Source organism: Microvirga massiliensis, assembly GCF_001006805.1.
GTDB lineage: Bacteria > Pseudomonadota > Alphaproteobacteria > Rhizobiales > Beijerinckiaceae > Microvirga > Microvirga massiliensis.
In genome coordinates, this window is the sequence record NZ_LN811355.1 from 41,164 (window position 1) to 64,463 (window position 23,300).

General features: G+C 66.1%; 22 protein-coding genes and 1 pseudogene. 11 read left to right on the top strand and 12 right to left on the bottom strand.

From position 1 onward, the window contains the following. Window positions 1-354 precede the first annotated feature (354 nt). Window positions 355-564 (top strand): annotated as a pseudogene (locus BN1233_RS18570) (pirin-like C-terminal cupin domain-containing protein); the annotation flags it as partial. A gap of 193 nt (window positions 565-757) precedes the next feature. Further along, on the top strand, window positions 758-955 hold the full coding sequence (locus tag BN1233_RS18575) for a hypothetical protein (RefSeq protein WP_046865116.1): 198 nt from the start codon (window positions 758-760) through the stop codon (window positions 953-955). 76 nt (window positions 956-1,031) lie between these two features. On the opposite strand, the gene BN1233_RS18580 is transcribed toward BN1233_RS18575, so the two are convergent. Next, window positions 1,032-2,354, bottom strand: coding sequence for an MFS transporter (locus BN1233_RS18580; RefSeq protein WP_063776606.1), 1,323 nt, complete (start codon window positions 2,352-2,354; stop codon window positions 1,032-1,034). A gap of 315 nt (window positions 2,355-2,669) precedes the next feature. On the opposite strand from BN1233_RS18580, the gene BN1233_RS18585 reads away from it, so the two are divergent. From BN1233_RS18585 to BN1233_RS18610, 6 genes are all read left to right on the top strand, one after another. Beyond that, on the top strand, window positions 2,670-3,611 hold the full coding sequence (locus BN1233_RS18585) for a LysR family transcriptional regulator (RefSeq protein WP_197094510.1): 942 nt from the start codon (window positions 2,670-2,672) through the stop codon (window positions 3,609-3,611). 33 nt (window positions 3,612-3,644) lie between these two features. Beyond that, window positions 3,645-4,718, top strand: coding sequence for a maleylacetate reductase (locus BN1233_RS18590; protein WP_046865117.1), 1,074 nt, complete (start codon window positions 3,645-3,647; stop codon window positions 4,716-4,718). Between the two features lie 218 nt (window positions 4,719-4,936). Continuing rightward, window positions 4,937-5,398, top strand: a complete 462-nt coding sequence (locus BN1233_RS18595) for a DoxX family protein (RefSeq protein ID WP_063776605.1) — start codon at window positions 4,937-4,939, stop codon at window positions 5,396-5,398. Between the two features lie 281 nt (window positions 5,399-5,679). Then, a complete protein-coding gene (locus BN1233_RS18600; protein ID WP_046865118.1) occupies window positions 5,680-5,895 on the top strand; it encodes a dodecin in 216 nt (71 codons plus the stop codon). 280 nt (window positions 5,896-6,175) lie between these two features. Then, window positions 6,176-6,805 carry an FMN-dependent NADH-azoreductase gene (locus tag BN1233_RS18605; RefSeq protein WP_046865443.1) on the top strand — a complete coding sequence of 210 codons (630 nt, stop codon included), beginning with the start codon at window positions 6,176-6,178 and terminating at the stop codon, window positions 6,803-6,805. A 379-nt stretch (window positions 6,806-7,184) separates the two neighbouring features. Further along, window positions 7,185-7,379 (top strand): hypothetical protein, encoded by a 195-nt coding sequence (locus BN1233_RS18610; protein WP_046865119.1) that lies wholly within the window; start codon window positions 7,185-7,187, stop codon window positions 7,377-7,379. 90 nt (window positions 7,380-7,469) lie between these two features. Here the strand turns inward: BN1233_RS18610 and BN1233_RS18615 are convergent, their stop codons facing one another. Together BN1233_RS18615 and BN1233_RS18620 are read right to left on the bottom strand one after the other, a co-directional pair. Then, a complete protein-coding gene (locus BN1233_RS18615) occupies window positions 7,470-7,655 on the bottom strand; it encodes a hypothetical protein (RefSeq protein ID WP_046865120.1) in 186 nt (61 codons plus the stop codon). A gap of 156 nt (window positions 7,656-7,811) precedes the next feature. Further along, window positions 7,812-8,132: a DMT family transporter gene (locus BN1233_RS18620; protein ID WP_046865444.1), complete on the bottom strand. Its 321-nt coding sequence runs from the start codon at window positions 8,130-8,132 to the stop codon at window positions 7,812-7,814. Between the two features lie 395 nt (window positions 8,133-8,527). On the opposite strand from BN1233_RS18620, the gene BN1233_RS47080 reads away from it, so the two are divergent. Further along, on the top strand, window positions 8,528-8,674 hold the full coding sequence (locus BN1233_RS47080; protein WP_154678275.1) for a hypothetical protein: 147 nt from the start codon (window positions 8,528-8,530) through the stop codon (window positions 8,672-8,674). A 197-nt stretch (window positions 8,675-8,871) separates the two neighbouring features. Here BN1233_RS47080 and ileS read toward each other — a convergent pair whose 3' ends face one another. The 8 genes from ileS to BN1233_RS18670 form a co-directional block, all read right to left on the bottom strand. Further along, complete coding sequence (gene ileS / locus BN1233_RS18630) at window positions 8,872-11,808, bottom strand: isoleucine--tRNA ligase (RefSeq protein WP_046865122.1); 2,937 nt, start codon at window positions 11,806-11,808, stop codon at window positions 8,872-8,874. 653 nt (window positions 11,809-12,461) lie between these two features. Beyond that, a complete protein-coding gene (locus tag BN1233_RS46015; RefSeq protein ID WP_048707451.1) occupies window positions 12,462-14,021 on the bottom strand; it encodes a DNA cytosine methyltransferase in 1,560 nt (519 codons plus the stop codon). Continuing rightward, a complete protein-coding gene (locus BN1233_RS18640) occupies window positions 14,018-14,317 on the bottom strand; it encodes a hypothetical protein (protein WP_048707450.1) in 300 nt (99 codons plus the stop codon). The genes BN1233_RS46015 and BN1233_RS18640 overlap by 4 nt, the downstream gene beginning before the upstream one ends. Before the next feature lie 106 nt (window positions 14,318-14,423). Continuing rightward, window positions 14,424-14,975, bottom strand: coding sequence for a hypothetical protein (locus BN1233_RS18645; protein ID WP_046865124.1), 552 nt, complete (start codon window positions 14,973-14,975; stop codon window positions 14,424-14,426). 700 nt (window positions 14,976-15,675) lie between these two features. Continuing rightward, a complete protein-coding gene (locus BN1233_RS18655; protein WP_147707381.1) occupies window positions 15,676-15,999 on the bottom strand; it encodes a hypothetical protein in 324 nt (107 codons plus the stop codon). 269 nt (window positions 16,000-16,268) lie between these two features. Next, entirely contained in the window at window positions 16,269-16,673 is a 405-nt protein-coding gene (locus tag BN1233_RS18660; protein ID WP_046865127.1) for a hypothetical protein, read from the bottom strand. Further along, window positions 16,673-16,927 (bottom strand): hypothetical protein, encoded by a 255-nt coding sequence (locus BN1233_RS18665; RefSeq protein ID WP_046865128.1) that lies wholly within the window; start codon window positions 16,925-16,927, stop codon window positions 16,673-16,675. The genes BN1233_RS18660 and BN1233_RS18665 overlap by 1 nt, the downstream gene beginning before the upstream one ends. Beyond that, window positions 16,927-17,307: a hypothetical protein gene (locus BN1233_RS18670; protein WP_046865129.1), complete on the bottom strand. Its 381-nt coding sequence runs from the start codon at window positions 17,305-17,307 to the stop codon at window positions 16,927-16,929. Before BN1233_RS18670 ends, BN1233_RS18665 begins: the two co-directional genes overlap by 1 nt. Before the next feature lie 1,021 nt (window positions 17,308-18,328). Between BN1233_RS18670 and BN1233_RS18675 the strand changes: the two genes are divergently transcribed. After that, window positions 18,329-19,579, top strand: a complete 1,251-nt coding sequence (locus BN1233_RS18675; RefSeq protein WP_048707446.1) for a DNA cytosine methyltransferase — start codon at window positions 18,329-18,331, stop codon at window positions 19,577-19,579. Window positions 19,580-20,081: 502 nt separating this feature from the next. Here BN1233_RS18675 and BN1233_RS18685 read toward each other — a convergent pair. Continuing rightward, window positions 20,082-20,318: a hypothetical protein gene (locus tag BN1233_RS18685; protein ID WP_147707382.1), complete on the bottom strand. Its 237-nt coding sequence runs from the start codon at window positions 20,316-20,318 to the stop codon at window positions 20,082-20,084. A 41-nt stretch (window positions 20,319-20,359) separates the two neighbouring features. Here BN1233_RS18685 and BN1233_RS18690 point away from each other — a divergent pair, with 41 nt between their 5' ends. Next, on the top strand, window positions 20,360-23,176 hold the full coding sequence (locus tag BN1233_RS18690; protein ID WP_046865132.1) for a patatin-like phospholipase family protein: 2,817 nt from the start codon (window positions 20,360-20,362) through the stop codon (window positions 23,174-23,176). Window positions 23,177-23,300: the final 124 nt, after the last annotated feature.

A 23,300-nucleotide genomic window follows, 5' to 3' on the forward strand; every position in this document is an offset into this window, starting at 1 on the left:
CCCGGCCCTCGAGGCGGTAGCGGAAGTGATCCGCGAAGCAGCAAGCTCCGCCATGGCCGAGTTCAAGGATGGGCTCGCCGCGCATTCCGGCACCGAAAGCATCCGACGGGCCGAAGAGCATGATTCCCGGCGAAGAACGAATCATTAGGGCGGCGGACGGGGCTGCGTCGGGAGTCCGGCGCTGCTCCCGCTCCTCCACGGGACCGTGAAGGACGACGTGGCTTCCGGGTCGGCGTCATCTGTCGGGATGGCATCCATCACGCTGGTGGCGTTGCTGGCCGGCAGCGAAACCAGCCACGTCGACATCGAGGCTTGGCAGGGATCACTTCCGGCTTCCGCTGGTTGGATGGAAACGGGATGGTGGCCTGGGTGCTCCTCGGTGGCGAGCCTGCTGGGGAGCGCTTCATCTGGTGGAATTTCGTGTCGTCCCGCAAGGAGCGCATCGAGCAGGCGAAGGCCGATTGGAAGGCCGGTCGCATTCCGCTGCCGCCGAATGACGATGCCGAGTTCATCCCGCTTCCGGAGGAACGCAGCAGGGTGCCGGCCGCCGAGCCATTGTCCTGAGGAAGCACGAACCCCGCCTGCCAGTTCCGAGAGAGCGAGGTCGTCTCTGGTCTGGCCGAGGTCGGCGGGTGCAGCCGTCCGCACCGGGCAGGCCGGGGATGGAACCTCGCTTCCGGCCGTCGAGCGTCCTTCCCAGCACGCGAAGGACACGTTGGACGTCCTGGTGTGACGATTCCGGCCCCGGGAGGCTGACATGCCTGGCTTGGTCATCGATGCGCGGCCGGCCGATTTGGGCGGCGGGTTCAACGTCGCCCGTGTCCTGCCCTTCCGGAAGTGGCGCATGGTCGGGCCGTTCATCCTTCCCGATCACGCCGGCCCCGTGAACCTGCCGCCCGACCAGATCCGCAATGGCGGCTACGCCCGGGATGGAGCCGGAGGACCCCAGCCATAAGCGACCCGCGGCATGGAAAGGCCCAGGCAGACAGCCCGGGCCTCTTGTCTTGCTCGTTTCGAACACCGGCAGCCGCTCAGGTGCGGCAAGCCGGAGCGATCCTGGATCCGGCGCCCGGCTGGTGGAACGCTGCATCGGCGACCGGTGGCCGTCGTGGAGCACGATAGCCTGCCGCCAGACCCGTCCCGACGGGAACCACCGGTGCGGGCCGGAACACCGCCTTGCCGCCCTCGAGCGGCGCTGGCCGGCACCTGATCCGGTAGGTGCCCCACAGCGCCATCGCGGCCTGCGCCGCGATGATCGTGTAGATCAGGCCCGGCGTGCCGAACAGGCCCATCGCCAGGCCGGACGCCACCGGGCCGAGGGCCGATCCCGCGCCATGGAGGATCAGGAGCCCTCCGGACGCCGCCACGAACCCGCCGGACCTGACCGTGTCGTTCACATGGGCGGCGACAATGGAATAGGTGGGGATGACACTGCCGCCGAGGATCGCCACGCACAGGTAGACCACCCACGCCGCCGGACGCTCCGGGACGAGGATCGCGAAGCCGAACAGGATGGTGGCCGCGATGGATGCCATTCCGATGATCACGACGCGTCGGTCGATGCGGTCGGAGAGCCAGCCGAGGGGCCAGATCATGGCGAAGCCGCCAAGGGTGCCGCAGGCCATGAAGATCGCGATGCCGGATGCATCCAGCCCGTGCGCCCGCGCGAACACGGGGCCAAGCGCGTAGAACGAGCCCGTGGTGATGCCGCACAGGACGGCCGCCAGCACGCCGAAGGGCGACGAGGCATGCAGGCCCTTGAGATCGATCCTCGTCCCGCCTGCGGCGCGGCCCGGCGGCCCTGTCCGCGTCAGGGCCGTCGGCACCAGGGCCATTCCGATGATCACGGCCACGACACCGAACAGCCCGAAACCCGACGGGTCGCCGAGCGGCAGGAGCATCTGCCCACTCACCCCGGCGACCAATCCGGTCATGCCATAGAGGCTACAGGTCCGCCCCCGCGTCCCGGGTGTGGCGGTCGCGCTGAGCCAGCTCTCCACCACCATGAACAGGCCGGCAAAGCAGAAGCCGGTGATCGCCCGGGCGACCATCCACGCCAGCGGATCGACCACCAGGAGATGCAGGAGCGGCACCGTGGACGCAACCGCCGCCAACGCCGCAAAGGCGCGGGCGTGCCCGACGCGCATGATGAACCAGCCGGCCCGGAGCGATCCCAGCACGACGCCGATCCAGAAGGCCGCACCGACGGCCCCGACCTGGGCGGACGTGAAGTTCTCGAGGGAGCCACGGACACCCAGCAGGGTCCCCTGAAGGGTATTGCCCGCCTGCATGAGCGCGTATCCGAGCAGCAGCGCGGCCACCGTTGGAACGTTCGAGCGCATGGTCATCGTCATCGGTCGTCCGGCGTGAGCAGGCTCTCGGCCGGCAGGGCCGCCTCGGCCGGTGCGATGCCGAGTCCCATCGGCAGCAGGGCGTCGAGGGTCTTCGGAACGCTGGGGAATCGCATGTCAGGATCTCCTACGGAGGCTCACGGGTGGCGTACGCCTCTTCGTGCAGGAGATGCTCGGCTTGCCACGTTTGAACAATCAGCCCAGTTTTGAACTGTCTATCCTTCATCATTGAACAATGACGACACCATATGAGGTCCTGCTGCACCCAGCCGCCGGAGAGGCCGGGTGTGCCCCTGCCCTTCTCGACCGGAGGATCCCGTGATCCGCGACCTGATCGCCTTGAAGACGTTCGCCACGATCGCTGCGCTCGGGAGCTTCGCGCGGGCGGCCGACAAGCTCGGGATCTCGCGCGGCATGGCGAGCAAGCACATCGCCGACCTGGAGGCGGAGCTCGGGGTCAAGCTGCTCAACCGCACCACCCGCCAGCTCAGTCTGACCGAGGCGGGCCGCACCCTGAATGCGACGGCGACGACCCTGTTCGGGCTGCTGGAGACCGCGGAGCAGGACATCCGGGCCTCGACCGCCAGCCCACGCGGCACGCTGCGCGTGAATGCGCCGATGTCGTTCGGCGTCCTCCACCTCGGACGCATCGTGAGCGACTTCCTCAAGCAGTGCCCGGACGTGGAGGTCGAGCTGACGCTGGACGACCGCGTCGTGAACGTGGTCGAGGAGGGCTACGACATCGCGATCCGCATCCGCCGCCTCGACGACTCGACGCTGGTCGCGAGACACCTGGCGCCCGCCCGCATGGTGGTCTGCGCGTCACCGGCCTATCTGGAGCGCCGGGGCGAGCCGGAGCACCCGCACGAGCTCGAACGTCACGATTGCCTCGTCTACGACTATCTCGCCCGGCACGGGACGTGGAGCTTCGAGCGGGGCGGCGTGCGCGAGGATGTCCGCGTCGGTGGCCGGCTGCGCGGCAACAACGGCGAGGTCCTGATGCAGGCCGCCATCGACGGCCACGGCATCATCCTGTCCCCCACCTTCATCGCCCATGAGGCGCTGCGGGCCGGCACGCTGAAGCCCGTGCTGTGCGACTGGTCGGTGGTCGAGCCGGCCTTCTTCGCCGTGATGCCGCCCGGCCGCGTCGACGTCCTCAAGGTCCGCGCCTTCCTCGATCACCTGTCGAAGGCCCTCGGCCGGGATCCCTACTGGGACCGGAACCTGCCGCTGGAGCGGTTCCGGACCCGCGCGGCCTGATCGCCATCCGGACCGATCCTGAAGGAGCGAGCCATGCAACCCTTCGTCTACGAGGCCCTTCCGACCCGCGTGGTGTTCGGCGCGGGCACCGTCGCCCGGCTCGGGGCCGAGGCCGAGCGCCTCGGCGTGCGCCGGGCTCTCGTCCTCTCCACGCCGGGCCGCGGCGAGGCGCAGGCGCGCGAGGTTGCCGCCTCACTGGGTGATCTCGCCGTCGGAGTCCATGCCGGGGCGGTCATGCACACGCCCGTCGAGGCCACCGAGAAGGCGCTGCAAGTGGTCGGGGAGCTTGCCGCCGACGCGGTCGTGGCCGTCGGCGGCGGCTCGACGACGGGGCTCGGCAAGGCCATCGCGCTGCGCACCGACCTGCCGCAGATCGTCCTGCCGACCACCTATGCCGGATCGGAGATGACGCCGATCCTGGGCGAGACCCGGGACGGCGTGAAGACGACGCAGCGGACACCGAAGGTGATGCCGGAGGTCGTCCTCTACGATGTCGACCTCACCCTAGGCCTGCCACCGTCCGTCGCCGCGACGTCCGGGATGAACGCCATGGCCCACGCGGTCGAGGCGCTGTACTCCAAGGACCGCAACCCGGTCACCTCGCTGGTGGCCGAGGAAGGCATCCGAAGCCTCGCCCGGGCGTTGCCGGGGATCGCCGCCGACCCGCAGGATCGCGAGGCGCGGGCCGGTGCCCTTTACGGAGCCTGGCTGTGCGGCACCTGCCTCGGCGCGGTCGGGATGGCGCTGCACCACAAGCTCTGTCACGCGCTCGGCGGGGCCTTCGATCTGCCGCATGCGGAGACCCACACCATCGTCCTGCCCCACGCCGTCGCCTACAACGCGTCGGCCGCACCCGACGCCATGGAGCGCGTCGCGCGGATCCTGGGGACGACGGATGCCGCGCAGGGCCTGTACGAACTGGCCGGACGCCTCGGGGCCAAGCGGGCGTTGCGGGACATCGGCATGCCGGCGGACGGGATCGGGCAGGCTGTCAGCGCCGCGATGGCGGCTCCCTACTGGAACCCCCGCCCGATCGAGGAAGACGGGCTGCGCGATCTGCTGACCCGGGCCTGGAACGGCGATCCGCCCCGCGCGTGGCGCGCCTGACGGACCCGTGATGTGCGCCCGTGCAATCTCCGGATTGCGCCGCAACAGGCGGATGCCGGTGGTTTCGGCGGGTCGGCGGGATCATAACTCCTCGCGTCGTCGGCGACCCTGCCCTGTGACGACACTCCAAGGTTCCTTCCTGGAAACTACGGGCCGCTCCTCGAGACGGCCCGTCCTTCAGGGACTTCCCACGACCATCACCCATGGCGGAGAACTCCATGATCGCTCGCACCAATGATGTGGCGCTGCTCGTCGCGCGCCTGGCCGTCGCCGCCCTCTTCCTCCCCGCCGGCATCGGCAAGCTGTTCGGCCTGTCCGGCTTCGCGGCCTCGCTGGCCGGAAAGGGCGTGCCCTTCCCGGAGCTTCTGGCCGCCCTTGGCGTCGCCGCCGAGATCATCGGCCCGGTTGCCCTGGTGCTCGGCGTGGTCCCGCGCCTCACGGCGTTGCTGCTGATCGCCTTCACGGTGGTCGCGACCCTGATCGGCCACAGCTTCTGGGCGTTTCCGGAGGCCGCGCAGCAGACCCAGCAGACCCAGTTCTTCAAGAACGTCGCGATCATCGGCGGCCTGCTGTTCTACTTCGTGAGCGGCCCCGGCACGTACCGTGTTCCGGCGCGGCTCCTCCCGCGCTGGGGCGTGCCGAAGGCCGCCGGCACGCGGATCGCGCGCGGCCGGACCTGACCCCGGGACGCGAGGTTCCGCGCGGCCTCGTGCGGGACCGTACCGCAGGCCGGCGCCCTGCCCCGTAATGAACGCCCTGCACGTGATGAACCCATCGCGTGCGATGAGGTGGCCTGTCATGATCGCCCGCATTGCATCGTTTGCCTTTGGCATCGTTGCGCCCCTGGCCCTGGTCGGCTGGCTTGTGTTCCTGCACTGACGCGAGCCATCTGCGGCCCGTCCGGTCGACGTCCGGATGCGGCGCGCTAGATCCCGCCGGGCAAAGCCAGCCGGAGCGTCCGATGGACGATCATGTCTACAAGGTGGTTGAACTCGTGGGCTCCTCGACCGACAGCATCGAGGATGCCATCCGGACGGCCATCAAACGGGCGGACCAGACGCTCAGGAACCTGCGCTGGTTCGAGGTCATCCAGACCCGCGGCCATGTCGAGAATGGCGAGGTTCGTCACTTCCAGGTCGTGCTCAAGGCCGGGTTCACGCTCGAGGCAGGCGCCTGAGACCGCGCTCGGCGGGCTGGCCCCATCTTGCCCCGGCAAGTCCCTGCGGCCCCCGTGCTTCCTCCCGGAAGCGGATGATCGCCGTCCCTAGGGTCCGTTCCGTGTGAGCCGCCGGTCGGCGGCTTGGTCGCCCCGGTTCAGGGACGCGATGGCGGCGGGAGGCCCTTGCCGGATGTTTCCTGATATCGAACAATGTGTTCGAAACTCGGGGGATTATGTCGGCCCCGCGAACCGTTACTTTCCCTCCATCGGCAACGCAACCCGCCCCTGGAGGGATTTCATGTCCACCGTTCTCGTCCTCAACAGCAGCGCCAGCGGCGCGGCATCCGTGTCCCGGCAACTGGTCGAGCAGGCCGTGGCCGACCTGCGCGCGCAGGATCCCGGCCTTCGCGTCGTGACGCGCGATCTCGGCACCGATCCGATCCCGCACCTGACCCCGGCGTCCGCCACCACCCTGCGCGGCGCCGACCCGGTCAACCGGGAGCAGGCGGCCGCACAGGCGCTGTCGAACGAACTCATCAGCGAACTCAAGGCCGCGGATGTCATCGTGATCGGCGCGCCGATGTACAACTTCGGCATCCCGTCGACGCTCAAGGCCTGGTTCGACTACGTGCTGCGCGCCGGCCTGACCTTCCGCTACACCGAGGTCGGCCCCGAAGGCCTCGTGACGGGCAAGCGCGCCATCGTGGTCGAAAGCCGCGGCGGCCTCTACAGCGAAGGCCCGGCCCAGGCCATGGACTCGCAGGAGCCGCATCTCCGCACGATGCTCGGCTTCATCGGCATCACGGACGTCGCCTTCGTCCGGGCGGAGCGCCTGGCCTTCGGGCCGGAGATCCGCGACCAGGCCATTGGCGGGGCGAGGACCGAGCTCGGGCGCCTGACCGGGACGGCCCTGGCCGCCGCGGCGTAGCGCACGGGGCACGCCAGGTCGCTGCCTGAACCGGGGGAAGGGTTTCGGGGATGCTCCCAGGCCACCTGCCCTTCTCCTGACCCTCCCGACGAAGGGGTCGAGATCCGGCCGATACGACCGGATCCTGCGAGGAAGGCCATGGACCGCAACAATGACCAGGGCTCGCTCGGAGCCGCCATCGCTGCCGTGCTGGCGCTGACAGGGGCGCTCGGCGCGCTCTACCTGCCGCTCTTCCTCTGACGGGGCTTGCAGGCCCGACGGCGTGGGATCCGCCGCTGACTTCCCCGCGGCGCATCGCCGGCATACGTCCTCCCTCCTGACCCGAAGCCAAGGGCCCCTCCCTCTCGCCCTGTTGGGTCCGGATGGGTACGCCGCGCTCATGGCACGGCTGACGATCTCCAGCCTGCCGTGCGGCCATGCCGAACGCGCGGCGTACATCGCCAAGGGCAGGGTCGAGGTCGACGGACACTCCTACGAGGCTGGCCGGATGCTCGTCTTCACGCGCGTTCGCGCGTTGGGCGGGCAGCCGCAATCTCTCTTGAACAACGACCGAACCAACGATGCCGACCCGTGACCGTGCCGGCGTGCCTCGACAGCGGCACGTGGGACTGCCGTGGAGGACGGCCCGTCCGGACGTCCATCCCGGCCAGGGATTGGTGACACCTCAGCCTTGGTCCGCGGGCTTCCTCCAGCGCGTGAGCGGCTCGCCCGGATGGCCTTGCCGGACAACGATCCGACTGGCCCCGTGCGCCGGAACGAAGCCGATCTCGTCGAGCGCCTCGCCGAATGTCCTGGCCTTCGTGGCCGGACGCGGTTCGTGCGTGGGACGAGGTTCGGATTTCCGTGCCAAGGTCACTCTCCTGGACCCCGGGCATCCTGCCCGTGGCACGCCCTGCCCGCAACCGGGATGGGCGGGGCAACCTGACCTGTCCGATCCGCCCTGCGGCTTTGACGGACGGGTCGATTCCCATGCTCTGCGCCGCCCTCCTCGAGCACCCCGGCAGGCCTAGTGATCCGATGCTATCTGGAGGCCGATCAGGCCGATCAGGATGAACACGGCGCTTCCCACCCGCAACGCCGTGACGGGTTCGCCGAGCACCACGATCCCGACGACAAAGGCGCCGATCGCCCCGATCCCGGTCCAGATGACATAGGCGGTACCGAGCGGAAGCACCCGCATCGAGAGCGACAGCAGCCAGAAGCTGATGATCATCGCCACAAGGGTCACGAGACTCGGCACCAGCTTCGTGAACCCCAGCGACTGCTTCATGGTGAAGGCCCACAGGACCTCCAGGAGCCCCGCGACGACGAGATAAAGCCAAGCCATCGTCAAAACCTCTCTCGCTTCGGGCCAGGCCGTCCTGGCGGGTTTGTCCTCAACCGAAGAGGTCATCGTCGAGTTCACCCCGGGCAGGGTTGCTGAATCGAACACGGCTGCCAGACGCTGCACACTGCACACCGGGGTCGATCTCCCGTTCGCGAAGTACTGCAAGCCATCGCCTCCAACGGAACCGCGTCGTAAAAACAACTTGACAATTCTACTCACGTTCTCCAATTGTTCGACATCATGTTGAACGCGCCCACATCGACCCTGGCCTCGGACGGCGCCCCCCCGCGCTTCGCCGTCGTCGCGCGTTTCTCGTACATACGCTGACGCTCCCGGACCCCTGCCCCTGATCGGTTCACGCGGACGGTGCCGTCCGCCCTGGGACGAGCGTATCCATGCCCATCACCTCGCAAGCCGTCGTCCGCACGGACGATGATCCGGACCTCCTGGCCCGCCTCCGGGAGGAGGCCTCCGGCCTCGCCTTCCCGCGGCACCGTCCGCTGCATCGGCCGCCCGCTGTTCAGGACGCAGGCCGCCCGTGAGGTCGGCTGCCTGCTGGACGTCGATCCCACCGTGGTGTCGTGAACCTGCCTGCCACGCGTCCTGCACCACCGGGACGAGTGGCACGTCCCGGACTTCGCGGTGACCCGCGCGAGGGGTGTCACGCTGGTTGCTGGTGCCTCGCATTGCGTCAGCCGGGTTGCCGTGGGACCTGCTCGCGGCCCTACGGCCGAGACCGTCAGGCTGCCCGACGAGAGCGTCCAGCGGCCCATTCCCGCAGTGCCGCCGCATCGCGCGGCGTCACGTCAGGGTATTCGGGATCAGTGCCCACCGCCGGATCGAACCGCCAGGAGCGCAGGCACTTCCGCCCCTTGGCCTTCTCGACCGTCACCGCGATGCCCTCCACCCCGTCGAGGCGGAAGGAGTCGTCAGATGCCTCCTCTATCCGGAGCGATAAGGCGCTCGTGAGGCAGACCTCCGCCAGGTCGACACCCGAGAGAGTTTCGAGTAGGCGCTCCGGCACGCGCACCACCGGAGCGGCCTCGAGCGGAGAGCCGAGGCGTCTGGCGGCGCGCTCGACCTCGAGTGCACCGATCACGACGGACCGGACCCGCCGGACGCTCGCCCACCGCGCCGCCAAGGCATCGTCACGCCACGCGCCAGGCAGCTCGGGGAGCTGCTCGAGATGGACCGAGCCATCGGCTGACGGGTGCCGCGCGAGCCAGGCCTCCTCCGCCGTGAAGGGCAGCATCGGCGCGAGCCACCGCACGAGGCAACCGAATACCGTGTCGACCACGTGCAGTGCCGCCCGTCGCCGCAGCGACGAGGCCGGATCGCAGTAGAGCGCGTCCTTGCGGACATCGAAGTAGAAGGCCGAGAGGTCCGCCGCCATGAAATGCGTCAGCGCCGCCACCACCTTCCGGAAGGCGTAAGCCTCATAGCCCGCGCGGACGACCGCATCGAGTTCGTGCAGGCGGTGCAGCACCCACCGTTCGAGCTCAGGCAGGCTTGCGTAGGGCACGCCCGTGCCATCGTGGTGCACGAGATTGCCGAGCATCCAACGCAGGGTGTTCCTGAGCTTCCGGTAGGCCTCGCTCGTGCCCTTGAGGACGTCGGGCCCCGTGCGGAGGTCGTCCGTGAAGTTCGACGACACCACCCACAGGCGGAGGACATCGGTGCAGGACTGCGAGACCACCTGCGCTGCGGTCAGCCCATTGCCCTTCGACTTCGACATCTTGCTCGCGTCCTCATCGAGGAGGAAGCCATGGGTCACAACCGCCTCGAAGGGAGCCCGACCGCGGGTGCCGCAGCTCTCGAGGAGCGAGGACTGGAACCACCCGCGGTGCTGGTCCGAGCCCTCGAGGTAGAGGGAGGCCGGTCCAGTCAGGCCGAGGCGCTTCTCGAGCACGAAGGCATGGGTGCAGCCGCTGTCGAACCAGACGTCGAGCACGTCCGTGACCTTGGTCCACTCGGAGGGGTCGGCGACGAGGTCGCCGAGGAACCGCTCGCGGGCATTCTCCGCGAACCACGCGTCGGCCCCCTCGGCCTCGAAGGCGGTGGTAACCCGGGCAACATACTCCCTGTTGCGGGCGAACCCTTGCCCGGGGACGACCTCTCCGGTCGCCTCGTGGAGGAACAACGTGAGCGGCACGCCCCAGCACCGCTGGCGCGAGAGCACCCAGTCCGGCCTAGCCTCGACCATCGCGCGGAGCCTGTTCCGGCCCGCCTCCGGATGGAAGCGCGTCCGCTCGACGGCGTCGAGCGCCCGCGCCCGCAGGGTGTCCCCGGGCCGGTCGAGGTCCTTGTCAAGGTGGAGAAACCATTGCGGCGTGTTCCGAAAGACCACGGGCTTCTTCGATCGCCACGAGTGCGGGTATTGGTGCTTTACCCGTCCCCGCGCGACCAGCATACCCGCTGACGTGAGCGCCTCCATGACGGTCCCGTCGGCATCGGCCCTGTCTCCGGTCTCCGTAAGGACCGCCCTCCCCTCGAAGCCGGGTGCTGCGGCAGTCAGCCGTCCGTCATCGGCCACCGTGAACGGGACCGAGGTGTCGTAGCCTCGCGCGGCGAGCTGCCGGGCATTGGCCATCCACACGTCGTAGTCCTCGCGGCCATGTCCAGGAGCCGTATGGACGAAGCCCGTCCCGGCATCCGCCGTCACGTGGTCGCCCGCAAGCAGCGGCACGCGGAAGCCATAGCCCATCTCCCGCAACGGGTGCGCGCACTCGAGTTGCGCGAGTTCCTCGTGCGGCACCTCGCGCAGCCGCGCATAACCGGAGACCCTCGCGGCCCCGAAGGTCGGCTCGGCCGCCGCATCGGCCAGAAGGTAGCGTTCTCCGGGCCGTGCCCCGTTGTCCTTAGGGGCTTCCGTCACCTCATAGAGGCCGTATGCGGCCCGCGGCGAGTAGGCCAGCGCACGGTTGCCGGGCAATGTCCACGGGGTCGTGGTCCAGGCGACGACGCTCGCCCCGGCGAGGTCCCCGTCCCGGGCGGATACGGGGAACCTGACCCAGAGCGCGTCCGACTGGTCGTCGAGGTGCTCCACCTCGGCCTCGGCCAGGACGGTGCGCTCGACGACCGACCACATGACGGGCTTCGACCCCCGGTAGAGCTGGCCCGACGCGGCGAACTTCATCAGCTCGGCCGCGACCGCTGCCTCGGAGGCGAAGTCCATGGTCGTGTAGGCGTTCTCGAAGTCGCCCGAGACGCCGAGCGCGCGGAACTCTTCCGCCTGCACGCCCACCCAGTGCGCAGCGTAGCGGCGGCAGGCCTCTCGGAACTCCGGAACCGAGACATCGGCCTTGTCGCGGCCCTCGGCCCGGAACCACTCCTCGACCTTCCACTCGACAGGGAGGCCATGGCAGTCCCAGCCGGGAACGTAGGGTGCATCCCAGCCCGTCATCTGCCGCGAGCGGACCACGACGTCCTTGAGCACCTTGTTGAGGGCGTGTCCCAGATGGAGGTTGCCATTCGCGTAGGGCGGGCCGTCGTGTAGGACGAAGCGCCTGCGCCCCGCAGAGGACGCGCGCAGGCGGTCATGGAGCTTCATGGCATCCCAGCGGTCGAGGAGGGCCTTCTCCCCTTCCTCCTTGGGGCCACGCATCGGGAAATCGGTTTTCGGCAGGAACAGCGTCGACGCATAGTCGAGGCCGTCCGCGTCATGGCGGTCGGTCATCTGTTTCACTCGGAATGGGATGTGGGTTCTGGGCGAACGACCCGGCGCTCCGGCCGTGCGGCCTCAGCCGCGCACGGAGGCCGGGCGGATAATTCGAAGGACCGCGTTCGCGCGGACTATGCGCATTCCGAGAGATGCCATCGCTCCAACATAACTCGTTTTGGGCGAAACCGGAAGTTCGAGCCCTGAAGCGATCCCGTCTTACGCCCGGTCGTCAGCAGCGCCTTCTTCGCTCATCCGGACCGGACAGAATTGGGTAATCTCAACGGATCCCACTTCGCGCTTACCCAGTGCGAACCTTCCGCAATCTGAACATTCAGCGAGGTACCTGGCTCGATTCTTAAGTGCCGCGCTGAAGCGCATCAATACGTGGTCGGGGCGAATGCATTCAACCGCTCACTTTCAAAGCGAATCCCGACCCACAGAAAGGATCCTCGCCTCAACGAACTAATGCGATGCCGTCATCCACGTGAGACGACAACGCTCGCATGAGCCTTGTCCAAGACAAAGCATTTACGATTTCAAAGAGCTAGGCGAAGCGGACTGACGATGTCCGAGGCCGCTGCGCCAGACGCTGTGCCAACTCTTCCATTGAACGACGCCGTTGAATCATCGGTCATGGGTGGTCACGTTTAACCTGGTGCCCGTCGACATCAGCGAAGCGGGATTCTTCCCCCGGTTTGCTCCGTTCTCCGAAGCGCACGACCGCCATCAATGTCGTTGGCAGCAGAAGCCGTCTGCCCTCGAGGAGCATGCCACGAATCCAAACGGATTCGCCGCGCTGGGCGCTTCTCCCGGAGCGGGATTACCATGCGATTCTCGCACGGAACGCCAGCGTCCCTCGGCGCAACTGGCACCGGATCTGTCTCTTGTGGTGCAGGATCAGCGACCTGGTGCTCGGGGTAGAGTTCGGGCGGTGCCATCCTCCCTGATGCAACGAGTGATGCGATGCGCTCGCCAATCCATCGCATCACCGGGACAGCCATGCTGTTCCCAAGCGCCTTGTAGCGCGGACTGTCGGCCGCAAGCTTGCCGCGCGTATACGGCACCAGAGTCCAATCGTCCGGGAAGCCCTGGAGACGCTCGCACTCGCGCGGGGTCAGGCGGCGTACGATCCAGCGCGTGCGGTTGTCGTTCGATGCTTGCGCGATCACGAAGTCGAGTTCGCTGCCCTGCCCTGCGGGTCGAGCCGTTCCCGCCCCGCTGGCGCAGAGCGTGCCAACGACCTCGGGGTAAGCGATAGCAGTCATGTTGCCGCCGCCCTCCCTGCGCGCCGTCATCGTGGGAAGCACACCCTCGGCGACGGTCTCGGCATCGATGATCCCGTAAACCACCGTCGGCACCTGATTCGAGCCGCTCTGCCCCGCGCGCAAGGGGGGAGTGCCCTCTTCGGTGTAGCCAATCCCGCGCGCTTTCTCGGAGTTGCCCGCCGAGAAGGCCGCGGCCTGCACGATCAGAGCTTCGCTCCCGCCGCCACAATCGCCACTGGATGCCCGCAGGGTCGGCAGCGACTCCCCATCAATGCCGAGCCCCGTAAGGGCTACAGCACCGCCCGGATCAGCGGCGGCAGGTGCTTGCCACGCCGGGCGGCGCGGTGCTTGATCCCGGCGCGGGCTGCCGTACTCAAAGAGTACGTCGCCGGCACATCGCTTTCGAGTACTTGCGACAACGAACACGCGCTTGCGTCGTTGTGCCACTCCGCAATGTTGAGCGTCGAGAACGCGCCATGCAACTGTTCGCCGTGGTCCAGCAACGTGACCTGCGTTCGGCCATTTTCGCCTTGGGCTGACCAGAGGACCGCTCGACTCTCCGGCAAGGGCTGCCAGCAGACATCCGAAGGCGTTGTCCTTGGTCGAGAGGACGCCCGGGACGTTTTCCCAGACGATGAAATCGGGGTCGAGCTCATCTGCAATCTCCGTAAATCTGAGCGTGAGGTTCCCGCGGTCGTCCGCCAGCGACTGGCGCTTGCCCGCAAAGCTGAAGGCTTGGCACGGACTTCCTCCAACGAGCACGTCGATCGGACCGCATGCGCGTGCACGCTCCACGAAGTCCTCGGCAGCGACGTCGCCGAGATTCGGGACTTCCGGGAAGCGATGTGCCAGGTGCGCACAGGCGAACCGGTCGACATCCGCGACGAAGGCCGCCTCCCACCCGAGGGGGTGCCAAGCCACGCTCGCGGCTTCGATCCCCGAGAACAGGCTGCCGAACCTCACGACAGCACCCCGCGGGCATGCGGCTCGATCTGCGGCACTGCATCGGAGCCGATATTCTCGGCTCTGTTCCGAGTCTCACGGCTCGCTTCCCAAGCTGCCTGCGCGACCTGGACGGCCAGACATGCCCTCAGGAACGCAACGCGGCTCTCGTGCTCCTCCTGTCGCTCGCGCTTGTTGCTGGGACACACTCCATGCCTGTGCAAGCAGGCCAGAACCTGCTTACCCGCCTCGTCTCTGCCGCGCAGGGCTGCATCTACGGCATTCCGTACTTCCTGCATTTCTGGTGTCATGCTCATCCTTCTGGCTCCATGGTGAATGAGGGTTCGCCCTCTGTCCGGGATGTCCAAGCGACGTCCCCGAAAGGAGCGTGCTGTTCGCCCCACGTCGGTCCGTGTTCCAGTGTCAGTGCATGGCTCCGCAGCTCTTCGCAAAAGCGAATGCCTGGGACGGATCCTCCCAACGACGGAAGAATGCCTCCGCTTCGCTGTCGTGCTTTCTGCGAGACCACGAAACGGATGCCGCCTCCCCAATCTGCTCCGCGATGATCTGATCGATCGCATCCGACACCGCCGGCGTGAGGCTCGTGAACCGCAGGCCGTGGCAGATGCCCCGCTGATCCTGCGCAACGATGGTGACGGCACGAACCTGAGTCCCAGATCGCTGATCGACGTACCGTCGCTGGGTCGGCAACAACCCCATGTGGAACGGTGTCTCAAGGAAGAGATCGCGTCCAAAGCGCCACACCACGATCGCCGTGGTCCCTTCCCGCAACACGGCTACATCCAGCGGGGCGCGACGCAACGCCTTCACCTCGCTAGCAAGCGGCCTGGTGAGAGATGCGATCATGATCCACGGACCAGGACCGATCGCGAGCGTCGCTCCATCGGGAATAATCGGGTAAGGCGTCCGGTCGCCGCGACCGAAGACCACCATTCCGTTCAACAGCTCGATCATGATCCACCCCTTTCTTTCACTCCCGAAGCAGGAGTGTGCTTAGCGTGGACTCGTCCGAGCGCTGCCGTCAGGAGGGGGGACCTTGGTGTGATACTCAGACGGTTAATGTGTCATGTGAGTGATACGACCAATTGCAGTTGGTTGGTCCGTTTTGCTGCCGGGCAGCGCGCTCAGTGCTGGGTTCAGTTTGTTCGCAAACCCTCTTGCGCACCAGCCGTCCGCCGCATTGGGAGTTCAATCGACGAAGTGGTTCGACGCTAATAAAGCAGCCGCCGCCGCTCAAGGAAACTTCCGAAGTGAATATCTTTCACTACCGACGAGCGGGAGCATTCACGCAAGCCCCGTCGTGAAGCACATTCACGACTCGGGCGCGGGTGAGATGTGTGCAATCGAGCTGTTTTGCGGCGCCGCCGCGGCATGGGCGTAGGACTCGAGCTGGAGGGATTTCCTCGGCCAAATCGTAGAGTTGAGATTCGCATCGGTCCTAGGGGATGGTTGCTCAGCCGCCGGGATGTCGAAGAGCGCTCTGCCAGCACGCGGGATGCTCGCCCTGACTGGCTTCCGGCTGATTAGCGCTCTCAGACAGGGCACCACCTCTCGGATCAGCCCGGGATGCCCGCACAGCCGCATCACCATGGGTGGCTTTGCCCACGGATGCCAAACGAGCCAACATGATATCACTTGAGGGTGGGGATGCTCTCTACCCGCTGAGGGATTCCAGCTCGGTGGACAGCTCCTCGATGCTCTTGCATTTCCCTTCCAGGCGCGAAGCCCAGTGCAGAGGGGTCAGCGCCTCGCCCTTGTAGCGGGTCATGGAGGCCGCCTGTCGAATTGCCATCACCGCGACATCGCGCGTAACCGGGGTCAGTCCCTCCTTTCCGATCAAGGCAATCGCGTCGTCGCAATCCTTCTGAGCAGCCAGCGTATACGCTTGCGGTTGGTACCACGGCTCCCCTGTCTCGATCGCATCCAGCGCGGCTCTCGGGACCCGTACTGCGGATCGCACGTCATCGATTGCGTGCACGGCTCCCTCCTGGTTCTTCACGTGTCACCGGAGGGCGACACTCCCCCTCGAGGGGAACCAAAACCGAGGCGGAAGGCGAAACCCGCTCTCGCCATTCCAGCCTTGCGACGAGAACCGAAGCCGGATCGACCGTGCCTACACGCAAGCTGTAACGGGCCCTGTCGGACCGGACCAGCGCGATGATTTCCAAAACGGAAGAAGCGTTCCTTTCAGGAACTGCCGATGGAGTGCTCCACATCGCACGACGAAATCGCCGGAGCTGGACTCGGTCACAGCTCCACGTCGAACCACCCCTCGACCTCGTCCATGACTGCCTCGTCGACAGTCATGACGAAAGTCTCGGCCTGGCGACCATCGCCATAGAGCACGGCCCGGGTCACGATGCCGTTGATCTCGGACCGCCATGAACCGAATCCGCGACGAATGACATCAGCACCGCGCCGGTCAACCTGCATCGCCGCGACGTGATCGGCGACCGCTTGCGGAAGGTCGGCGATTCTCGTCGCCAGCACCTTCGCGCTGGCAACGATCTGTCCCGGAAGACGGTTCGCAGTGGCATGATTCGATGCCTGCCGTTCCCGCTCCGCGAAGTGCTCGCGAATGCGGGTGTCCGCCTCGGCGAAGAAATCCGGGTCGAGCGCGGTGATGAAATCGAGTGAAGGATTGTCACTCATCACGCGGCCGCCGCAATGATCGCCGCGGCCGCGGCCTCGGCGAGATCTCGACCCTCGCGCATGGTCCGCACCGACCCGGACCTGAGAGTCTCGTCAATGATATTGACCACCTCCCAATTCCACTGCCTTCCGACGCGCTGGACGCCAAGGCCGACAACCCGAACTCCGTCGTCCGCCTCGGCCACATAGTGACCCGGCGAACCGTCCCAAGCGGTCGTGCGCAGCCGCGGCCGGATGTGATGCACCGATCCCATCACCGGACCTCCCCGGTAACGGCATTCAGACAGGCACGGAGAATGGGGTCGCGGGGCTGCAAGTCCCGCCACCGCACAGGCAATCCGGCCATGGCATGGGCAATCATCATGCCCTCGGCATGATCGACCGGGCGGCAGGTGAGCAGTCGCCGGTAGAGCGCCCGAGCGCTGATCCGGGCGGGGTCGCGGCGCTGATCGCCCGTCGTCGTGACGGCGTCCCGGAGATCGCCATCGCAGGATCCTGCTTCAATGGCGTGCACCAGTGCAGCCACCAACTCGTCGGCGGTCATCAGTTCGGGCACGAGGCCGGTCCACTGCTGCCAGCAGTCGAAGCCGTCGATCCCAAGAGGCTCACCCGTCAAATCGTCCAGATCGTCCATCCTCAATCTCCTTCGTTGTGGGCACGCACAGTCTTCAAACGAGGGGACGATAAGTCCAGACGAGAACGTCATGCGATGGAATATTAAAGCATTGCATAGAGTTGTTTGCTTCAGGGAATCGCAGCAATACTTTCGCGCTCGGCAAGGGCCGAATCCTTGCGGCGGCCGGACCTGGAAGGACTCGCGACCACAACGAACACCGCAGAAAGTCTGTGGATAACCCAACCACCCGCATCTATGCCGCCTGCACCAGCGCCCAGACGACCTCTCTATGCGGTGCGGGCGCGATGTTTTGATCGGCGGTTGCGCAGTCCCGATCGCTTTTTGATGCGGTTGCTGGTTCCAGCCCTCGGAGAGGTCGATAACCGTGGCACCGCAGTCGTCGGGATATGAGTCGCGCTACCGTGGGACCTGACATGAAGTCTGGCGGGGATTACTGCACGGTCCTTGCTTTCCTCTTCACGGCAACGGTGGAGGTGCAACGCACCGCGAAGATTCGATTTCCGCAGTCCCGATCTATGGGCAATGCGCGCCGCAGCACCAGACAATTCTCCGGCCCAGTCAGTCGGCGAGACTGAACTGACAGCACTCCCATCCTGCACACACAGCAATTCGAATCGGAGCGGCGACTGATGCAATCATCGCGTCTGACCACTCAACAGGACGAAGGTCAGGCAGCAGTCACCTAGACGACGGTTGGTCCTCCTTGCCGGACTCTCGAGGACCATACCGCTCACGAGGGATTCAGGCACCCGCAGCACAAGGACACCCAGGGACGTTCTGATGTCAGTGACATCTCAACATGGTCCCCGTAAAGCACCGGGTCGTGAACGGTCTTAACCTGATAGGCGGAAGTTCATGACCTTCGATGCGATCGTGAAAGCCATTCACGACATGACGCAACGTGATGAGAATGGTCGAACTGTACGCAAGGTATGGTCTCACATTTCAGACTTCTCAAAGATCTTGAAACCAAGGTGGGCTACGGAGGTCGTGAATGTAGTTCACTACGAGGGTATGGATGCGGGTTGTCGAGTTGTTCTGTGGCGCGGGTGGAGCGGGTTTCGGCCTGATCCGTGCGGGCATGAGAATCGAGCAAGCCTACGATGTGTCGGAGCAGGCTCTGGCGGTTCATCGGGCAAATGTCATTCGCTTGGCACCGGGAAGCTTCATGTCAAAGCTGTTCCGCTACGGCGTCCCGACGATGCAGGTCCGTGACCTGTCCGCCCTGACTCGCGTGATTCCGGAGATGACAGAGTTGCATGCGGATCTCATGATCGGCGGGCCTCCCTGCCAGGATTTCTCGTCAGCCAACCAGAAGCGCAAGGAGGGTGACCGCGCCGATCTGACCGCTGCATTCGCGCTCATCGTCACCTCGGTGCGCCCACAGTATTTCGTGATGGAGAACGTCCCGGATGCGGCCGTGTCGGATGCCTATGCCCGCGCCAGGATGATGTTCAAGTATGCTGGGTACGGGCTCACCGAACATGTCCTCGACGCCAGCTTCTATGGCGCGGCAACGGCCCGACGGCGTCTGATAGTGGTAGGCTGCCTGGGCGAGGTCGACGACTTTCTCGGGGAGCATCTGACCGCCGCGCGAAGCGATCACCGAGTAACGGTCGCGGATGTGCTCGGCGCTGATTTCGGCGAGGACCATGGCGATGGTCGCGGGAAACTCTACTGGTTCCAACCGAACGGCGGCGAAAGCACGGGAACCCGCCGGGTTTGCGAACCCTCCCCCACGATTACCGGGAAGACAATCGTCAATCGTCGCAACAAGTACAAGCCGAAGAAGGGCGATGTGCCGGGCTGGAGCGATCTTGTTCAGCCGACGCCAGATCAATTCTCCCGCATCCAGGGCTTCCCCGCGGGCTGGGACCGGTCCGCCGCGGGCAGCCCGAGCGCGATGAATCAGATGCTCGCCAACTCCGTGCCGCCCCCGCTCGCCGAGGCAATTGGCAAGTGCGTGCTGGCTCACTCTCGGGGTGAACGGCCGGACATCCCGCGGGAGTTCCCGTGGTACTACGACGAATGGCTGCGCGAGCGGTACAAGGGGACGGCGCTGCGGGATCAGAGATCCCTGTTTCGAGCGGTGCAAGGATTACTTGGTCCGACCGCCGTTGGTCCTTTACGTCCTGCGCTGGGGTTGCTGGACCGCCATCCGGCACTCGCGAAAGTCTCGCCGCAGCGGAAGGCAAACCTCAAAAGCTCCCTCAGGCTTCACCGCGAGTGCTACGTCGAGTGCTTGCTGACAGGAGTTCTGAGGGAATGAGGGTCCGATCAACTCCCGCGACCTGTCCGTAGACGGACCTTCCCATTCTGCCCTAGGCGCTAATCGAGCACGCCGATAGCCGTTCCATGTCTGTTTTTCCTACATCCCGTTACTCGCCTGCTGTCGACCTCACCCGTGCGACCCGTAGGTTCGGATTTGTGAAATTCCGGATGGGCCACTCGCGAATGGGAACCGTGTTCGTGGTCGAACATCTATTCGTTTCCAACGGACCCAACGGGAGCTTCTTCCAGCCCTCGTTCCTCGGCCCGCCGAGCCTTGCCTTCATGCGACGCGGGCAACATCGTTCGAGCTTCTCAATCGACGTCGTGTCGCTCGCGCATCGTCCACCGCATCGGCCGCCTGATGTTCAGAACCCGGGTCGTCCGGGATGTCGGCTGGATGCCCGACATCGATCCCACCATGACCTTGTGGAGGTGCCTGCCCTGCGTCCTGCACCGTCCTTACGGGTCAGCGCCTCCTTCATCCGGCTCGAAGCCAGCGGCTAGCCGAAGCGGATCGATGTATTGCTTCGCTCCTCATCGGCGAGGCGCATCCTCTTGTCGACCCCTTCCCGCTCACGATCGATATCCCGCGATGGGAAAGCGATGCTGGGGACAGAATCGCGGGAATTACCGCGGCCGCCGGTCGGTGGGATCCCGCCAAGGCTGAGCGCGGGGATAGCCGCGCATCCGTGCGGCAGCCCTGTCGGTGTGCCGGCATGCACATTCAGGTCAGGCATGATGGCGGTATCGTCAGGCAGGAGCACGCGGAGGCGCTGCCATGCCATCCGATGAACACCGCAACTCGCCGAAGTTCTACGACCGCCTCTCCAAGAGGTTCAACGAACTCTTCCCAAGAACGGCCAAGTACAGCGATTTCAAGACATTCTACGACGTCTTCGTGAAGGAGGCCGAGGTCATCAACGAGCGGCGGTATGCCGTGGCGGAGGGCCGGCTGGCGAAGGACCGGGGGTATGGACCGGACGAGATCCTGCCCCTGTCCCCCGAGGAAGGGAGAGCGGTCGAGGTCCAGATCGAGGAACGCATCGGCGAGGCATCCAAGTCCCTTCCGGACGAGCGCAGGCGCAAGGTGCCCCGGCCTGCGCCCGGCCATAACCTGACGGGACTGGCCCTGTCAGGCGGCGGTATCCGGTCGGCCGCCTTCTGCCTCGGTGTCCTCCAGGCCATCGATGCGATCCGGGAGGACCGCGAACCCCAGGTGCTCGACCGGATCGACTACCTGTCGACCGTGTCCGGCGGGGGATACACCGGGACATCCTTCGTCAGCGGCCTCATGCAGGCGCAGGGCTGCTTTCCCTTCAAGAGCAAGCTCGATCAGGAGGAGACGATCGAGACGCAACACATTCGCGACTACTCCAACTACCTCGTGCCCGATGGTGCGCGGGATTACCTCCTCGGCTTCATCGCGGTCTCGCGGGGATTGCTGATCAACGCGACGATCTTCCTCGGCATCCTGCTCCTCCTCGCCGCGGTCATGATTTGGGTCAACCCCAATGCGGACGAACTCCACCTCGGGTTTCCGGGTCTGCACCTCCTCGGATGGGACATCCCGGGACTGAGACTCTTCCAGCTCACCCTGATCACCGCTGGCCTCTTCATGGCCTGCCAGCTCGGGTTCGCCATCATCGCCTCCCATTTCGCGAGAAGGAGGCGGACGCTGACCTTCAGGGAGAAGGGTGCCGACGTGCTCTCGTGGGTGTTCGTCGGTGTGCTGGTGATCGCCTTCGCCGAGTTCCAGGACTTCGTGCTCGCCCATCTCGTCCAGCAGGATCTCGCCACCTGGGTCGGATCGACCCTGTCGGCCTTCTGGGCCGCGCTCGCCCCGATCGCCGCGCTCGTGCTCGGAGCTTCCGCCGGGAAGTTGGCTGCCGTTGCCCAGACGACCATCGGCGACAAGACCTGGACGGGAACGTTCAAGCGTTGGGCGAGCTGGGCCGGGCTCTACCTTGCCGCGGCCGTCGTCCCGCTCATGCTCTGGTTCGTCTTCATCGTGCTCAGCTACTGGGGCATCCGGACGAACATCACCGATCCGAACCATCCCGGCGTGCCCGACTGGCTGATTGGGTCGGCAGGGTGGTTGCGGACATGGCTGGCCGAGTGGGTCCCGCCCGAGCATGGCATCGCGCTGCTGTATGCCGTCGTCGGGACGTGCCTGCTGTTCGTGTCTCTCTTCGTGAGGCCGAACGCCGGCTCACTGCATCTCTACTACCGCGATCGGCTCAGCCGGGCGTTCCTCTGGAAACTGGACGAACTGGAAAAGGCCGCGAGCGAGAAGAGCAACGGGAGCGTGTCGTGCTCCTGTCCTGCCCCGCAGCCCAGGTCCGGTCTCGAGAACGAGTCCAAGCCCGTCCCCGGGAAGGTGCCTCCTACGGACGTCGACAGGTTCGCGTTCTCCTCGCTGAAGAAGGAAGATCCGCAGGGCGGCTGGATGGATGATGTCCGCTTCGCGCCGTACCTGCTCGTCAACACCGCGGTCAATCTCGGGGCATCCGATTACCTGAACCGACGCGGACGGAACGCCGACTCCTTCGTCTTCAGTCCCCTGTTCATCGGGAGCGAGGCCACGGGCTACTCGGACACCCGCCTCCTCGAGAGCTTGGATCCCGGCATCAACCTGGGCACCGCGATGGCTGCCTCCGGCGCCGCGGCCTCCGCGAACATGGGGAACCGGACGATCAAGCCGCTCACCTTCAGCCTTGCGGTGCTCAACGTCCGCCTGGGTTACTGGATACCGAACCCCCGCTACGCGCGGAAATGGAAGGGCTGGAACAGGATTCTCGCCTCCATCGGGCCGCTCTACTACGCCATGGAGACCGCTGGCCGTCTCAGCGAGGAGACACTCAACGTCTACCTCACGGACGGCGGGCACTTCGACAATCTCGGCCTCTACGAGTTGCTGAAGCGGCGGTGCAGGCTGATCATCGCCGTCGATGCCGAGGCGGATCCCAGGATGAACTTCCAGTCCTTCGTTCGCGTGCAGTGCCACGCGCGCATCGACCTCGGCACCCGCATCGACCTGCCTTGGGAGTCCGTGCGCGCCTCGGCCCTTTCCGTCTCCGCCGAGGGCTGGCGCAGGCCCGTCCGGACGGAAAGGTGCCGCGGCCCGCATGTGTGCGTCGGCAGGATCGATTACGGCCCGGGCGAGCAAGGGGTGCTGATCTACATCAAAGCGTCCACGTCGGGGGACGAGAACGACCTCATCTGCGACTACAAGAGGCGCAACGAAGCCTTCCCGCACGAGACGACGGCGGACCAGTTCTTCAGCGAGGAGCAGTTCGAGGTCTACCGGGCGCTCGGCTTCCATGCGGCGTTGGGCTTCTTTTCGGGGGACGACGCATTCGGCATGTTCCCTGCGGACAGATACCGCGAGTGGATCGGGCTTCTGGGGAGCGTGCTCGAGCATGCCAACATCCCCGAGGCGGCACGGAACCGGATCATCGCCCGCGCATCCAGAGGGGCGACCGAGAGGCCGTTCCTGCCTCGCCCCTCACGTGTGTCTCCCGCCATCCCAGCAAATGGCCATCTGTGCGGGGACGGCATGCCGGATGGCGAAGTGATGCCGAGAGTCGGTGCGTGAGGTGTCTGCGTTCCTGCGGCACGCCGCCCCTTCCACGGGCTGCCTGGTTCCTGTCCTTCAGGAGGTCGGCATCTCCAGCCATGGCCGGAGACATGGAGCAGTCCCGTGCCCCGTAAGGCAGGGA

Excerpts from the sequence above, each read along its gene's own strand:
- BN1233_RS18595 (WP_063776605.1), top strand. The coding sequence starts at position 4,937 with ATGATCGCTCGCACCAATGATGTGGCGCTGCTCGTCGCGCGCCTGGCC.
- BN1233_RS18620 (WP_046865444.1), bottom strand. The coding sequence starts at position 8,132 with ATGGCTTGGCTTTATCTCGTCGTCGCGGGGCTCCTGGAGGTCCTGTGG.
- BN1233_RS18600 (WP_046865118.1), top strand. The coding sequence starts at position 5,680 with ATGGACGATCATGTCTACAAGGTGGTTGAACTCGTGGGCTCCTCGACC.
- BN1233_RS18575 (WP_046865116.1), top strand. The coding sequence starts at position 758 with ATGCCTGGCTTGGTCATCGATGCGCGGCCGGCCGATTTGGGCGGCGGG.
- ileS (WP_046865122.1), bottom strand. The coding sequence starts at position 11,808 with ATGACCGACCGCCATGACGCGGACGGCCTCGACTATGCGTCGACGCTG.
- BN1233_RS18690 (WP_046865132.1), top strand. The coding sequence starts at position 20,360 with ATGCCATCCGATGAACACCGCAACTCGCCGAAGTTCTACGACCGCCTC.
- BN1233_RS18640 (WP_048707450.1), bottom strand. The coding sequence starts at position 14,317 with ATGAGCATGACACCAGAAATGCAGGAAGTACGGAATGCCGTAGATGCA.
- BN1233_RS18590 (WP_046865117.1), top strand. The coding sequence starts at position 3,645 with ATGCAACCCTTCGTCTACGAGGCCCTTCCGACCCGCGTGGTGTTCGGC.
- BN1233_RS18665 (WP_046865128.1), bottom strand. The coding sequence starts at position 16,927 with ATGGGATCGGTGCATCACATCCGGCCGCGGCTGCGCACGACCGCTTGG.
- BN1233_RS18605 (WP_046865443.1), top strand. The coding sequence starts at position 6,176 with ATGTCCACCGTTCTCGTCCTCAACAGCAGCGCCAGCGGCGCGGCATCC.
- BN1233_RS18645 (WP_046865124.1), bottom strand. The coding sequence starts at position 14,975 with ATGATCGAGCTGTTGAACGGAATGGTGGTCTTCGGTCGCGGCGACCGG.
- BN1233_RS18670 (WP_046865129.1), bottom strand. The coding sequence starts at position 17,307 with ATGGACGATCTGGACGATTTGACGGGTGAGCCTCTTGGGATCGACGGC.
- BN1233_RS18660 (WP_046865127.1), bottom strand. The coding sequence starts at position 16,673 with ATGAGTGACAATCCTTCACTCGATTTCATCACCGCGCTCGACCCGGAT.
- BN1233_RS18580 (WP_063776606.1), bottom strand. The coding sequence starts at position 2,354 with ATGACGATGACCATGCGCTCGAACGTTCCAACGGTGGCCGCGCTGCTG.
- BN1233_RS47080 (WP_154678275.1), top strand. The coding sequence starts at position 8,528 with ATGCCCATCACCTCGCAAGCCGTCGTCCGCACGGACGATGATCCGGAC.
- BN1233_RS18685 (WP_147707382.1), bottom strand. The coding sequence starts at position 20,318 with ATGCCTGACCTGAATGTGCATGCCGGCACACCGACAGGGCTGCCGCAC.
- BN1233_RS18675 (WP_048707446.1), top strand. The coding sequence starts at position 18,329 with ATGCGGGTTGTCGAGTTGTTCTGTGGCGCGGGTGGAGCGGGTTTCGGC.
- BN1233_RS18610 (WP_046865119.1), top strand. The coding sequence starts at position 7,185 with ATGGCACGGCTGACGATCTCCAGCCTGCCGTGCGGCCATGCCGAACGC.